Below are 12,987 nucleotides of genomic sequence, written 5' to 3' on the forward strand. Positions count from 1 at the left end.
GCCCCGGCCCGCCACCCCGTCTTGCCCGCCCGCCGTCCGACCGGAGGACCGAACCACCGATGACCGAAGCACCGCCCACCGAAGCACTGCCCACCGAAGCGCCGTCCACTGAAGTGCCACCGGCCGGGGCGCCGTTGACCCAAGGGCCGCCACCGCGAACGCCGTCGGCCGGTGCGGCCGGTCCCGCCCGGCCCACCGAACCCCCCGGTGCCACCCCGCCCGGCGCTCCCGGCGCTCCCGTGGGCACCCCGCACCGCCGCGACCCCTACGCGGGCTTCGCCGGACACATCCGCCGCACCTTCGCGGAGTCCCGCCCCGCCTGGCCCGAACCGGTACGCCCGCCGGCCGGCGCGCCCAATGTGGTCGTCGTCCTGGTGGACGACATGGGCTACAGCGACATCGGCCCGTTCGGCTCGGAGATCGGCACGCCGGTCCTGGACCGGCTGGCCGAGCGAGGCGTCCGGCTCACCAACTACCACACCATGCCGCTCTGTTCGCCCGCCCGGGCCGCACTGCTCACCGGCCTCAACCCGCACCGGGTGGGATACGCCACGGTCGCCAACAGTGACCCCGGCTTCCCCGGCTACGGCATGGAGATCGCCGACGACATCCCCACCCTCGCCCAGACCCTGCACGACGCCGGCTACGCCACCTACGCGGTCGGCAAGTGGCACCTCGCCCGCGACTCCTCCTCCAACGCCGCCGACAACCGCCGCAACTGGCCGCTCCAGAAGGGCTTCGACCAGTACTACGGCGTCCTGGAGGGGCTCACCAGCCTCTTCCACCCGCACCAACTGGTCCGCGACAACAGCCCGCTGGACATCGACGAACTGCCCGACGGCTACTATTACACCGACGACATCACCGACCAGGCCATCGCCATGGTGAAGTCGCTCCGCGCCCACGACGCGGACAAGCCCTTCTTCCTCTACCTCGCCCACAACGCCGTGCACGCCCCGCTCCAGGCCCGGCCGGAGGACCTCGCCCGGCAGCGCGGCCGGTACGACGGGGGCTGGGACGAGCTGCGCGAGCGGCGGTTCGCCCGCCAGCTGGCCGACGGCTTCTTCCCGGCGGACACCGGGCTCCCGCCCCGCAACCAGGAGGAGGGCGAGGACGTCGGTCCCTGGGACGAGCTGCCCCCGGACCAACGGCGGCTCCACGCGCGCTACATGGAGGTGTACGCGGCCATGGTCGACAACATCGACCAGAACCTCGGCCGGCTCCTGGGCACCCTGGAGGCGCTCGGTGAACTCGACAACACCGTCGTCGTGTTCACCTCCGACAACGGCGGCAGCGGCGAGGGCGGCGCGGAGGGCACCCGCAGCTACTTCAGCCGCTTCGCCCACCATCCGCGGCTGCCCGGCGACTGGGTGGCGGACGTGGACCGCGACCCGGAGCTGATCGGCGGCCCGCGCAGCACCGTGCACTACCCGCGCGGCTGGGCGATGGCCTCCAACACCCCGTTCCGGCTCTACAAACGGCACACCTACGCCGGCGGGGTACGGGTGCCCTTCGTGCTCTCCTGGCCCGCCGGTCTGCACCGCGCCCCGGACGACGACGGGGTGCGCACCCAGTACCAGTACGTCACCGATCTCGCCCCCACCCTGCTGGAACTGACCGGAGTGCGCCGCCCCGCCGAACGCGCCGGGCGGCCGGTGCAGGAGGAGGACGGCGTCAGCTTCGTCCCGGTGCTGGCCGACCGGGCGGCGGTGAGTACCCATCCCGAGCAGTACTGCGAGATGACCGGCAACCGCAGCTACTACCGCGACGGCCACAAGCTCGTCACCCTGCACCGGCCCGGGACGCCCTACGACGACTCCGAGTGGGCGCTCTACGACATCCGCGCCGACCCCACCGAACGCCACGACCTGGCCGCCGACCGCCCGGAGCTGGTCAAGGAACTCTCTCAGGCGTGGGAGCGGGCGGCCTGGCGGGACGGGGTCTTCCCGCTGCCCGACCCGAGCGGCGCCCTGGCCCGCCGGGGCCCGGCCGAGGACCGTCTCGTCCGGCCGCTCACCCTGCTGCCGGGCACCCCGGAGCTGGAGCGCTACCGCTCCTCCCGGCTGATCGCCTTCCGCTCCTTCGCCCTCACCGTGGAGTTCGCCTGCCATCGCGCGGCCGACCGGGGCGTGCTGGTCTCGCACGGCGACCAGGGCGGCGGCTACAGCCTCTACGCCGAGAACGGCCGGCTGTGGTTCGCGTACAACGAGTACGGCCGGCTGCACACCACGGACGCCGGACCGCTGCCCGCCGGCACCCGCGCCGTGGAGCTGACGGCCACGGCCGAGGCCGGTCTGCGCTGGCGGTTCACCGTCTCCGTGGACGGCGAACGGCGGGCGGCCCCGCCGAGTGTCCACCAACTCATCGGAATGGCCCCGTTCCAGGGCATCAGCATCGGTGTCGACCGCAAGTCGCCGGTCTCCTGGCCGGTGTACGAACGCCATGGCACGTTCCGGTACACCGGCGCCCTCCACGTGGTCGGCTACACCCCGGGCGAGCCGGGCCCGGACGCCCCCGCCGTGATCACCGCCGCGCTCCGGGAGGCGGCCGCCGCCTACGAATGACCCCGGCGGCCCGGCGGGCGCCCGGCCCGTCCGCCGTCAGCCGCCGGTGGTGACGATCCGCAGCCGGTTGCCGTCCGGGTCGCGCAGCTCCAGCTCGGGGCCCCACGGCTGCTTCTCCGGCCGGACGCCGAACTCCCGTGCCACAGCGGCGAGATCGGTGACCCGCAGATACACCAGGCCGTCCGGCCGGGCGTCGCCGGTGTGCTCGGAGAGGAACAGCTTCACCCGGCCGCGCGCCACCTCCGCGAAGGCCGGGAAACCGGGCTCGTAGCGGTGTTCCCACTGCGGGACGAAGCCCAGCCGGGCGTACCACCGCGCCGCCGCCCCGGCGTCCGCCACCCGCAGGACCGGAACGGCCTCCTCGCCCGGGCCCGCCGTCTCCCGGACACCGCCGGTTCCGGGCACCGGGTCCTCGCCCGGTGCCGTTCTCAACCGCCGTGCCGGGGGCGCCTCGTTCGCGTCGGCTTCGTCATGGCCCCATTCTGACGGCCCCGTCCCGGGGGCCGTTCGCCCCCACCCGGCGGCACCGGGGCCGTCAGGCGTACGAGGTGAGGCGCAGCCGGGTGCCGCTGAGGTAGTGGTCGCCGATGTCCCGCAGCCGGTGGGCGGGCGAGTTCCGGGCGGTCAGCATCCGGGCGTTGCGCCAGAACCGGTCGAGGCCGGGGCCCTCGTCCGGGGCCTCGGCGGCGTCGGTGAGCTCCAGCAGCCGGGAGGTGAGGCGTACGGCCACCTCGCCGGTCACCGCCTCGGCCACGGCGACGAGGACGGCGATGTCGGCGCGCTCGTCGGCCCCGAGGGCCCCGGCCGCCGCCATGCCCCGGCCCAGGGCCAGCGTGGCCCGCTCCAGCACGGCCGCCGCGGAGAGCGCGGCGGCCGACAACTCGCCGTAGGCCAGCAGCAGATACGGGTCCGTGGCATCGGTGGAGTCCCGCCCGGCGAACCCGCCGGAGCCCCCGGGGCCCGCCCCGCCCGCCCAGGCCGCCCGGCTGCTGTCCCGCGCCTCGGCCAGTGCCCCCTCGGCGGTGCCCAGCGTCACCTGGGCCAGGATCAGCCGCAGCGCGAGCGGTGCCAGCGCCGCCAGTGCCGTACCGGGGTACTCCTCGGGCGGTACGGTGCCGAGTACGGCGTCCGCCGGTACGAGGACGTCCTCGAAGGCGACGGTACCGGCGCCGGAGAGCCGCTGCCCCGGCCGGTCGCCCGCCGGCTGGACGAGCACACCGGGCGCTGCCGGGTCCACCAGGACGGCCAGTAAGTCCGCCGGGCCGGGGGAGGGGCGCACCCCGACCACCAGCCGGTCGGCCACCGCGACGCCGGTGGCGAAGGCCCGGGAGCCGGTGAGCACATGTCCGCCGGCCACCCGCCGGGCGGCGATCGCGTCGTCCGTACGGCCCTCGGGCGGGAAGACCCCGCCGGCCAGCAGCCACCCCTCCCGGGCGGCCTCCCGCTCGAAGCGCTCGGCGGTCTCCGCCGCCCCGAAGAACCGGGCACTGCGGAAGAGCGCGTAGTGGTGGGCGAGGATCTCGCCGATCGAGCTGTCCGCCGTGGCGAGCTCCCGGACGACCGCACAGGCGGCCGGCCAGTCGGTCTCCCGCCCGCCGGCGGGAGACCGGGGAGCGCCCCCGGGCGCGGCGGTCGCCTCCGGCGGGGCGAGCAGGGCCGGGAGGCCGGCCTCCCGGAGCCGGGCCGCCTCGTCGAACGGCGGCTTGCCGGCTCGGTCGCGGGCCGCCGCGTCCACCGCGAGGTCGTCCGCGACCTCCCGGGCGACCCGCGGCCACCACTCGGGGCCGTCGCCGGACGGAAGGGCCGGTACGGGCGCGGTCCCGGCCGTCCGCCGCCCCGGCACGGCCCGGCTCATCGCCGCCCCGTCGCGAGCGGCGGACGAGCGGCCCCCGGGGCCGGCAGCGGGCCCGGGGCGGGGCGGAGCGGGTCCGGCACCGGAAGGACCGGAGCCGCGAGGGCGGAGTCCGGGGCCGGAAGGAGCGTCGTCGCCATCACGTGACCGTCACCTCACCACGCGGCGGAATCCACCGCGATCCCATTTCCCTACTGATTCAGTAGGGATAGTGCCAGACGATGTGCCCTACACCAAGAGGGTGTTCAGCCAGTGGACGGTCACCCCCGTCACCTGGGAGGACGGCGGTGGGAGCGTCTCAGGGACTGGTCTCAGGGATTGGTCCAGGCGGCCGGATCGGCCGTCAGAGCGGCCACCTCGTGAGGGAGTTCGGCCGCGACCACATCGGCCAGCGTCACTCCCTCCAGGATCTGCCGGACATTGGCCCGGAGCGCGATCCACAGCGGCAGCAGCGACTGGGCCGGACCGCTGTACGACAGCTCCGGCGGGCGCACGCCCCGGACCGAGACCAGCGGCCCGTCCACGACCCGGATGACATCCGCGACGGTGACCTCGTCGGCCGGCCTGGCCAGCCAGTAGCCGCCGTTGCCGCCGCGCTGGCTGCGCACCAGACCGCCCCGGCGCAGATCGTTGAGGATGCCTTCGAGGAACTTGTGCGAGATCGCCTGGGAGTCCGCGATGGCCTCGGCCTTCAGCGGACCCGTCTCCTCGGCGGTCGCCAGGTGCAGGGCCGCTCGTACGGCGTAGTCGGCACGGGCTGAGATGCGCATGGCCGCATTATCTCCGCCGCCGCCGGCGCCGGTCCTGCCGGTGCCCGCCCTCTTGACGGCACCGGAGACCGATCCGACACTCGGGCAGAGGCGGTCCGGGACGCACCCGGACCCGGCGCGCCCGGCGCGGACCGGGAGGACGGCGGAGACCATGGTGCGGCGAGCGAGCGGGGCCAGGAGCCGGACGGCTCCGCCACCCCTGCTGCTGACCTCCCGTCGCCATATCGACCTGCTGCGCGTCTCCAGCGCCCAGTAACCCGCGGGCCCCGGCCCGGTCCTGCCGGCCCGTCGTACGCCCCCCTTCCCGCCGTCCGCCGTGCCGGTACCTCCGGCGCGCCCGGACCCGGACGACGCCTGGGCCCGCCGCGGCGCACCGTGCCCGCGCCACCCGGCGCCGGGCCGCCCGCCGTACCGCCGCCCCGCCCCCGGCCGCCGTCTCCGTCCGGCAGGCCGGCGGCCACTCGTACCGCCGTTTCCCTTCCGGGGCCGGCGGCTGTCCGTACCGCTGTCTCCGTACCGGGGGCGGCGGCCGTCCCCGCCACCGCCTCCGTTCCGCGCCGGTGACCACCCCGTACCGCCGTCTCCGATCCGGGGCCGGTGGCCACCCCGTACCGCCGTCTCCGCTCCGCTCCGAGAGCGGGGCCCGCTCGTCCCGCCGGTCCGGGCCGTCCCGGACCGGTCACCGGGCCCGCCCCGCCCGCCCCGTCCGGTTCTGCCCAGGGAGTCGTCATGTCCGCCCGCACCCCCGCCCCCGTGTCCGGTCACATCCCTCCCCGCACCTCCCCCTTCTCTCCCGGCCGGACCCCCGGTGACGGTCCTGCCGGTGCCCCCGCCTTCCGGGGGCGGATCGGGACCGACGCCCGCAGCGGGCACTACGCGGTGCCGCGCCGCTACCGGCTCCATCTCTCGACCGCCTGTCCCGACGGACTGCGCGTCGCCGTCACCCATGCCCTCCTCGGCCTCGGGGACGAACTGCCCGTCCGGCTCCTGCCGCCCACCCCCGACCTGCCCGGCAACGGCTACTCCGCCCTGCGCCCGCTCTACGAGGCGGGTGCCCACCAGTACGCCGGACCGGCGACCGCGCCCGCCCTCGCCGACGACTGGACCGGACGGATCGTCAGCACCCACACCCCGGACATCACCCGTGACCTCGCCCTGCGGTTCGGCGGGCACGGCCCCGAGCTGTGCCCGCCGCCCGCCCGCCGGGAGATCGCCGCCCTGGCCCGCCGCTGCGCCGGGATCGCGGCCGCCGCCCAGCGTGCCGGGGTGCTCGGCATCTCCGGCCCCGGCCACGACGCCCCGCTCGGGGTGCTCTTCCGGGCCCTGGGCGTGCTGGAGGAACGGCTCGCGCACCGGACCTTCGCCCTGGGGGAGACGGTGACCGCCGCCGACGTCGAACTCTGGGTGACGCTGGTGGAGCTGGACCGGGTGCACCGGCTGCATCTGGACGCCGCCGCCGTGCACCGGCTGGCCGGCCACTCCGCCCTGTGGGCGTACGCCCGCCGGCTCGCCGAGCACCCCGCCTTCGGGGGCCTGCTGGACCTGGACGGCATGGCCCGCCGTCACCACGCGCGCTGCCGGGGCCGGGAGGCGGCCGGTGCGGCGGTGCCGATCGTGGACTGGGCGGTGCACCTGCCGTCCCGCCCCGGCGACCTGCCGTCCCCCGCCGCCCACCCGGCCGGGACCGACCGCACCGGCTGAGCCCGCGCGGACCGGTGCCGGTTCCACGGGGCCGCCCCGGCCCGCCGTCGTGCCGGCCGGGGCCGCCCGGTGATCCCGGCCGGGCAATCCGGCGGGCGCCCGGTGTCGAAGCAGGGGTGTGACCACGACCCGTGAACCCGGGGTGCGCCCCCTGCCCGCCGCACTGAGCGGACTCCTCGCCGGCTGTGCCGCCCTCGCGACGGCCGAACTGGTGTCCGTCGCCGTCCGCCCCGAGGCGGGGCCGATCGTCGCGGTGGGCGGGGCGGCCGTCGACCGTACCCCCGCGCCGGTCAAGGACTGGGCGATCCGCACCTTCGGCACCCAGGACAAACTGGTCCTGCAACTCGGCATCCTGCTGGTACTGGCGCTCCTCGCCGCCCTGACCGGCCTGCTGGCGGCCCGTCACCGCCGGGCGGGGGCCGCGGGGGTGCTGCTCTTCGGCGTGGTCGGCGCGGCGGCGGCCACCGGGCGCCCCGACTCGGTGTCCTTCACCGACGCGCTGCCCTCGCTGGCCGGCGCGGTGGCCGGGGCCGCCCTGCTGCTGTGGCTGCTGTGGTGGCCCCGGGCCGCCTCGCCCGAGGCGCCGGACGGGCGCCCGTCCGGCTGGGACCGGCGGCGCTTTCTGCTCGCCGCCTCGGCGGCGGCCGCCGCCTCCGCCGGGGCGGGCGCCCTGGGCCGGTCCCTCGGGGCCGCCGGGGCCGAGGACGCGGTGGCCTCCCGGGCCGCCGTGGTGCTGCCCCGGCCGCGCTCGGCCGCCGCCCCGGTACCGCCCGGCACCCGGCTCCGGGTGCCGGGCATCAGCCCCTTCACCACGCCGAACCGGGACTTCTACCGGGTGGACACGGCACTGGTGGTGCCCAAGGTGGACGCCACCCGCTGGCGGCTGCGCCTGCACGGCGCGGGGGTGCGCACCCCGCTCACCCTGTCCTTCCAGGACCTGCTCGACCGGGAGCTGATCGAGCGGGACATCACCCTCACCTGTGTCTCCAACGAGGTCGGCGGCCCCTATGTGGGCACCGCCCGCTGGCTCGGCGTACCGCTGGCCGGGCTGCTGCGGGAGGCCGGGGTGCGGCCGCCCTCCCGGGGCGGCCCGGCCGATCAGCTGGTCGCCCGTTCGGTGGACGGCATGACCCTCGGCAGTCCCGTCGAGGACGTGATGGACGGCCGGGACGCCCTGCTCGCGGTCGGGATGAACGGCGAACCGCTCCCCTTCGACCACGGCTTCCCGGTCCGGATGGTGGTGCCCGGCCTCTATGGCTATGTCTCGGCCTGCAAGTGGATCCAGGACATCGAGCTGACCACCTTCGACGCCTACGACCCGTACTGGGTCAAGCGGGACTGGGCCCGGAAGGCCCCGGTGAAGACCCAGGCCCGGATCGACACGCCCAAGCCCTTCGCCCGTCCGGCGGCCGGGACCGTCGTGGTGGCGGGGGTCGCCTGGGCCCAGCACCGGGGGATCGACCGGGTGGAGGTACGGGTCGACGACGGCCCCTGGCGCCCCGCCGAGCTGGCCGCCGAGGCCACCACCGACACCTGGCGCCAGTGGTCGTACCGCTGGCGAGCCACCCCCGGCAGTTACACCCTGACCGTGCGCGCCACCGACCGCACCGGCGAGACCCAGACCGAGCGGCGCACCCGGACCGTCCCCGACGGGGCGAGTGGGTGGCACTCGGTGGTGGTGGCGGTGGAGTGACCCGCCTCCGCCGGACCGGTACCGCCGGCCGCGTCCGCCCGCCGTACCGGAGGTCCGGCGGCCCGGTGCCCCCACCGGACCGCCGGACCTTCCGCTGCCGTGCCGGATCCTCGCCGTGCCGGATCGTCGCCGTTCTCGCGCCGGGCCCGTCCCGGCCGGTCCGTGCCGGCCGGGACGGGCCCGGGGGTGAGGCGGGCCCAGCGGTTCAGGCGGGCAGCGCCATCACCGCGAGGGGCGGGGAGGTGGGCCGGTCCGAGCCGCCGGCCGGTTCCACCGTCACCCCCATCCCGGTCGCCGCCCCCACCTCGCCCCGCATCAACAGGGCCCCGTCGGCACCGACCAGACCGGCCGGGCGCATGGTGCCACCGTCGGCGAACCAGAGCTGGTACGTCTTTCCGCTCGGCAGCTCCGGCAGTCCCGACGCCACGAAGACGGCCTGGTTCCGGGACCGGGAGACCACCACGGTGGCTCTCGCCCCGTCCTTCAGCTCACCGCTGGCGGTGCGGGCGTCGGGCGCGGCGAGCACCCGCGCCAGCTCCGCCGCCTCGGCCACCGAGCGGTCGGCCCGCTCCTCGGCCCGGTCGGCCACCTGGTGCTGCCAGACCGCGATGCCGCCGAAGGCCGCCGCGGCGGCGAGGCAGGCGGCCAGCGCCAGCCGGGGCAGCCGGCGGGCGGCACGGACCTGCGGCGCCCCCGGGATCGCCGGATCCGCCGGCACCTCGGGCGGGAGCTGGCGTACGGTCCCGATCCCGGCCAGCACCCGTTCGCGCATCCCGGCCGGTGGGGCCCCCGCCGCGGCGAGACCCAACCGGGCGGCGGTGGCGGTGAGTTCCCGCACCTCCTGGGCGCAGGCCGGGCAGTCCCGGAGATGCCGCTCGAAGGCCGCGCGCTCGTCGTCGGGCAGCGCGTCGAGCGCGTACGCCCCGGTGGGCGCGTGCAGGTGTTCGTCGCTCATGCGCTCACTCCCATGCAGTCGCGCAGCCGGATCAGGCCGTCCCGCAGCCTGGTCTTGACGGTGCCGAGCGGCGCGGACAGCGCGGCCGCCACCTCCCGGTAGGTGTAGCCCCGGTAGTAGGCCAGGGTCACCGCCTGCCGCTGGAGCTCGGTGAGAGTGCGCAGACAGCGCCGTACCTGCTCGCTCTCCAGACGGACCGTCACCTCTTCGCTGACCTGGTCGTACGCCGGGGTGTGGGAGCGCCGGGCGGTACGCCGCTCCCGCTCGGCGGCGGCCTGCTCGGAGCGGACCCGGTCCACCGCGCGGCGGTGCGCCATGGTCATCACCCAGGTCGTCACACTGCCCAGCTCGGGGCGGTAGCGGGCGGCGGTGCGCCAGACCTCGACCAGCACCTCCTGCGCCACCTCCTCCGACTGGGCCGGGTCGCGCAGGACCTTGAGGACCAGTCCGAAGACCGGGCCGGAGACCGCGTCGTAGACGGTGGTGAAGGCGTCCTGGTCGCCGTCCGCGACCCGCGCCATCACCTCGGGGAGATCGGGCCCGCCGCGGCCCGGGCCGTCCAGCCGCACCGGGTCCCTCATGGCGCACCCGCCGGGCGCGGGGGCCGCGCCGGACCGGCGGCGGCGTGCGGATCGCGTGGGTCGCGCATGTACCACTCCTCGAACATGACGGGGCGGGCCGCCCCTCGGTGGGTGCCCGAGGGGAGGCCCCGGGGTGTTTCCTCGGCGGTGCTTCGGAGCCGCCGGGCTCGCGGATGGGTTCGTGGTCCGCCCGTGTGTCCGGGGCACTCCCGCACGGTCCCGATGATCCCGCACTATGGGGCGGGTTCCGGGGCGTTCCGGCGTGTTCCGCCCGGACCGGGAACGGCCGGGGACCGCCGTACGCGACCCGTCCGAAGTTTTTTCTCCGCGCCACCAATCCACCCCGGGGGGCGGTCCGAATGGGGGGTGTGAGGGCAGCGGTGCGGTCCTCGGCCCCTCGAACCGGCGGGGACCGCACCCGCTGACCGGAGGTCCCTCACCCCTCGGTGGCATCCGCTGCCACCGGTCGTTCCTCTAAGGAGACGCAGACCATGTTCACCACCCGCTCGCGCCGCACCCTCGCCGCCGCCGCGGTCGCCGCCGCCCTGCCGTTCGCCCTGACGGCCTGTGGGACGGACGACTCGAAGGACTCCGCCGAGGGCTCCCCGGCGAGTTCGGCGGCCGCCTCCGCCCCGGCCTCCTCCGACGGGGGCATGGAGATGGACGGACCGTTCGGCCCCGCCTGTTCCTCGGTGCCCAAGGAGGGCGCGGGCAGCTTCGGCGGCATGGCCAAGGACCCGGTCGCCACCGCCGCCTCCAACAACCCGGCCCTCTCCACGCTGGTCACCGCGGTCAAGAAGGCCGGTCTGGTCGACACCCTCAACAACGCCCAGAACATCACGGTGTTCGCGCCGACCAATGACGCCTTCGCCAAGATCCCGAAGGCGGATCTGGACAAGGTCCTCAATGACAAGGCGATGCTGACGAAGGTTCTCACCTACCACGTGGTGGGCCAGAAGCTGACGCCGCAGCAGCTGGAGAAGGGCTCGTACCCGACGCTGGAGAAGAGCACCCTCACCACCTCGGGCTCCGGCGAGTCGTACAAGGTCAATGACACCGCCAATGTGGTCTGCGGCAATGTACCCACCGCCAACGCGACCGTCTACATCGTCGACTCGGTGCTGATGCCGAAGATGTGACCCGCCGGGCGGGCACACCGTTCCCGGCCCGCCCGATCCGCCGCCCCGGAAGCCGTGCCGTCCCCTCCGGCCTCCGGGGCGGTTCCGGCCGGGGCGGCGGCCGGGCGGGCCGGTGCCGGGACCGCCGGAGCGGTACGGGGGCCACCGGGTGGTCCGGTGCGGGGGCCACCGGGCTGGACGGGGTGGGTGGCGGGAGGCCATGCTTACCCGCGAGTAACGCCCGCGAGTGAGGTCGTCGCGGACCGTCCCCCACGTTCCTTCGCTCCCGCCCCAGGAGTCTCCGTGCCGCGCACCCCCGCCGCTCGTCCCGCCCCCGCCGCCCCTTCCGCGCGCTCCGCCCTGCTGCTCGCCGGTCTGCTGGCCACCGCGGGTGCCGCCCACTTCGCCGTGCCCCGGCCGTTCGACGCCGTGGTGCCCCGGGCGCTGCCCGGCAGCCCGCGGGCGTGGACCCGGGCGAGCGGTGTGGCCGAACTGGCGCTCGCGGCCGGCCTGCTGGCACCGCGCACCCGCCGGGTCAGCGCCCGTGCCGCCGAGCTGTTCTTCGTGGGGGTGTTCCCCGCCAACGTCAAGATGGCCCACGACTGGCGCCACCGTTCCGCCCGCGCCCGGGCGCTCGCCTACGGCCGGCTGCCCCTGCAGCTCCCGCTCGTTCTCTGGGCCCGGCACGCCGGACGCGCCGCCGGGGCCACCGGGCGCACCGCCGGGAACGACTGACCCCCGGGCGCACCGGGGAGGCTCGCGCCGGACCGGGTGCCCGCCGGGCGTGGATCAGCCGGCCGCGACCGGCCGCTCGGCCCGGACCACCACCAGCTCCTCCCCGTCCGCCTCCTCCGCCAGCAGCCCCCGGGACCGCAGCCAGTGCAGCCGGGAGCGGAGCACCGGGCCGAACGGCACCCGGGCCCGGTCGGTCACCCCGGCCCGCAGCCCGGCGTCCCGGAGCCGGGCGAGGGTCAGCTCGGGTCCGCACATCTCGGAGTGGACCATCAGCAGCACTCCGCCTGGACGGAGCAGCCCCGGTGCCACCGCGCAGATCCGGTCCACCACCGCGCGCCCGTCCGGGCCGGCGTCCCAGGCGCGGGCGGCACCCCGGCGCGGCGTCCGGGCCGCCGGGGCGGGGACGTACGGGGGGTTGCTCACCACGAGGTCGTACCGGGGGAACCGGAGGGGGCGGGAGAGCGGTCCGGGCCCCGAGCCGGTGGGATCGCACCGGCGCACGGTGATCCGGCGGCGGGTCAGCAGGGCGTTCAGCCGGGCGGTCAGCACCGCCCGGCGCGCGATGTCGACCGCCGTCACCGTGGCGCCCAGCCGGGCGGCGTACAGGGCGAGGGCCCCGCTGCCGGTGCCGATGTCCAGCACCGTGCGGCCGGCCATGCCGTTCTCCCGGTCTTCCCTGCTGTCCCGGCGTTCTTGGCGTTCCCGGCTTTCCTCGACTTCCCGGCGCAGCGCGCCCGCGAGCAGCCGGGTGTCGTACTGCGGGGCGTACACCCCGGGGAAGGTCACCACCCGGTCGAGCGGGGGTACGGCCTCCGGTGTGGCCGTCGTCATCCGGCACCTCCCTGGCCCCGGTGGCCCCGGACCGTTCCGGGCCCGGTTCCCGGGAGTTCTCCGGTGCCCCGTGCGTCCCGGCACACACCCCGATGGTGCTGTGCGTGAGGCGGCCCCGCCACCGGGGGGAAAGCGGCGGGGCCGGTGACCCCACGGCGGCGGGGGGGAAGCCGCCCACGGGGCACAA

Annotated in this window: 12 protein-coding genes; 6 read left to right on the plus strand and 6 right to left on the minus strand. The window is 76.3% G+C overall.

Annotated features, from left to right (window positions below; genetic code table 11):
* Positions 1–239 precede the first annotated feature (239 nt).
* Positions 240–2,564 (plus strand): arylsulfatase, encoded by a 2,325-nt coding sequence (locus NX801_RS04085; RefSeq protein WP_258785486.1) that lies wholly within the window; start codon positions 240–242, stop codon positions 2,562–2,564.
* Positions 2,565–2,600: 36 nt separating this feature from the next.
* Here the strand turns inward: NX801_RS04085 and NX801_RS04090 are convergent, their stop codons facing one another.
* The 3 genes from NX801_RS04090 to NX801_RS04100 form a co-directional block, all read right to left on the minus strand.
* Entirely contained in the window at positions 2,601–2,969 is a 369-nt protein-coding gene (locus NX801_RS04090; RefSeq protein ID WP_258785487.1) for a glyoxalase superfamily protein, read from the minus strand.
* 130 nt (positions 2,970–3,099) lie between these two features.
* Positions 3,100–4,419: an acyl-CoA dehydrogenase family protein gene (locus NX801_RS04095; protein ID WP_258785488.1), complete on the minus strand. Its 1,320-nt coding sequence runs from the start codon at positions 4,417–4,419 to the stop codon at positions 3,100–3,102.
* Between the two features lie 308 nt (positions 4,420–4,727).
* Entirely contained in the window at positions 4,728–5,186 is a 459-nt protein-coding gene (locus tag NX801_RS04100; protein WP_258785492.1) for an RrF2 family transcriptional regulator, read from the minus strand.
* A 151-nt stretch (positions 5,187–5,337) separates the two neighbouring features.
* On the opposite strand from NX801_RS04100, the gene NX801_RS30685 reads away from it, so the two are divergent.
* The 3 genes from NX801_RS30685 to NX801_RS04110 all read left to right on the plus strand — a co-directional run bounded on the left by NX801_RS30685 (position 5,338) and on the right by NX801_RS04110 (position 8,580).
* Positions 5,338–5,442, plus strand: coding sequence for a putative leader peptide (locus tag NX801_RS30685; RefSeq protein WP_309505777.1), 105 nt, complete (start codon positions 5,338–5,340; stop codon positions 5,440–5,442).
* A 473-nt stretch (positions 5,443–5,915) separates the two neighbouring features.
* Positions 5,916–6,887, plus strand: a complete 972-nt coding sequence (locus tag NX801_RS04105; RefSeq protein WP_258785497.1) for a glutathione S-transferase C-terminal domain-containing protein — start codon at positions 5,916–5,918, stop codon at positions 6,885–6,887.
* A gap of 118 nt (positions 6,888–7,005) precedes the next feature.
* The gene (locus NX801_RS04110; protein ID WP_258785499.1) at positions 7,006–8,580 is read left to right on the plus strand and encodes a molybdopterin-dependent oxidoreductase; all 1,575 of its coding nucleotides are present in this window, start codon (positions 7,006–7,008) and stop codon (positions 8,578–8,580) included.
* A 205-nt stretch (positions 8,581–8,785) separates the two neighbouring features.
* Here the strand turns inward: NX801_RS04110 and NX801_RS04115 are convergent, their stop codons facing one another.
* Together NX801_RS04115 and NX801_RS04120 are read right to left on the minus strand one after the other, a co-directional pair.
* A complete protein-coding gene (locus NX801_RS04115) occupies positions 8,786–9,535 on the minus strand; it encodes an anti-sigma factor (protein ID WP_258785500.1) in 750 nt (249 codons plus the stop codon).
* Complete coding sequence (locus tag NX801_RS04120; RefSeq protein WP_258785501.1) at positions 9,532–10,116, minus strand: sigma-70 family RNA polymerase sigma factor; 585 nt, start codon at positions 10,114–10,116, stop codon at positions 9,532–9,534. The genes NX801_RS04115 and NX801_RS04120 overlap by 4 nt, the downstream gene beginning before the upstream one ends.
* A 491-nt stretch (positions 10,117–10,607) precedes the next feature.
* Here NX801_RS04120 and NX801_RS04125 point away from each other — a divergent pair, with 491 nt between their 5' ends.
* Both NX801_RS04125 and NX801_RS04130 read left to right on the plus strand, forming a co-directional pair.
* The gene (locus NX801_RS04125) at positions 10,608–11,255 is read left to right on the plus strand and encodes a fasciclin domain-containing protein (RefSeq protein WP_258785504.1); all 648 of its coding nucleotides are present in this window, start codon (positions 10,608–10,610) and stop codon (positions 11,253–11,255) included.
* A 282-nt stretch (positions 11,256–11,537) separates the two neighbouring features.
* The gene (locus tag NX801_RS04130; RefSeq protein ID WP_258785506.1) at positions 11,538–11,969 is read left to right on the plus strand and encodes a DoxX family protein; all 432 of its coding nucleotides are present in this window, start codon (positions 11,538–11,540) and stop codon (positions 11,967–11,969) included.
* A gap of 54 nt (positions 11,970–12,023) precedes the next feature.
* Here the strand turns inward: NX801_RS04130 and NX801_RS04135 are convergent, their stop codons facing one another.
* Entirely contained in the window at positions 12,024–12,800 is a 777-nt protein-coding gene (locus NX801_RS04135) for a methyltransferase (protein ID WP_258785507.1), read from the minus strand.
* Positions 12,801–12,987 lie beyond the last annotated feature (187 nt).

Source organism: Streptomyces pyxinae, assembly GCF_024756275.1.
Lineage (GTDB): Bacteria > Actinomycetota > Actinomycetes > Streptomycetales > Streptomycetaceae > Streptomyces > Streptomyces pyxinae.

What these genes read in the sequence shown, in the direction of transcription:
- NX801_RS04095 (WP_258785488.1), bottom strand. Translation starts at nt 4,419, where the DNA reads ATGAGCCGGGCCGTGCCGGGGCGGCGGACGGCCGGGACCGCGCCCGTA.
- NX801_RS04100 (WP_258785492.1), bottom strand. Translation starts at nt 5,186, where the DNA reads ATGCGCATCTCAGCCCGTGCCGACTACGCCGTACGAGCGGCCCTGCAC.
- NX801_RS30685 (WP_309505777.1), top strand. Translation starts at nt 5,338, where the DNA reads ATGGTGCGGCGAGCGAGCGGGGCCAGGAGCCGGACGGCTCCGCCACCC.
- NX801_RS04105 (WP_258785497.1), top strand. Translation starts at nt 5,916, where the DNA reads ATGTCCGCCCGCACCCCCGCCCCCGTGTCCGGTCACATCCCTCCCCGC.
- NX801_RS04115 (WP_258785500.1), bottom strand. Translation starts at nt 9,535, where the DNA reads ATGAGCGACGAACACCTGCACGCGCCCACCGGGGCGTACGCGCTCGAC.
- NX801_RS04120 (WP_258785501.1), bottom strand. Translation starts at nt 10,116, where the DNA reads ATGAGGGACCCGGTGCGGCTGGACGGCCCGGGCCGCGGCGGGCCCGAT.
- NX801_RS04125 (WP_258785504.1), top strand. Translation starts at nt 10,608, where the DNA reads ATGTTCACCACCCGCTCGCGCCGCACCCTCGCCGCCGCCGCGGTCGCC.
- NX801_RS04135 (WP_258785507.1), bottom strand. Translation starts at nt 12,800, where the DNA reads ATGACGACGGCCACACCGGAGGCCGTACCCCCGCTCGACCGGGTGGTG.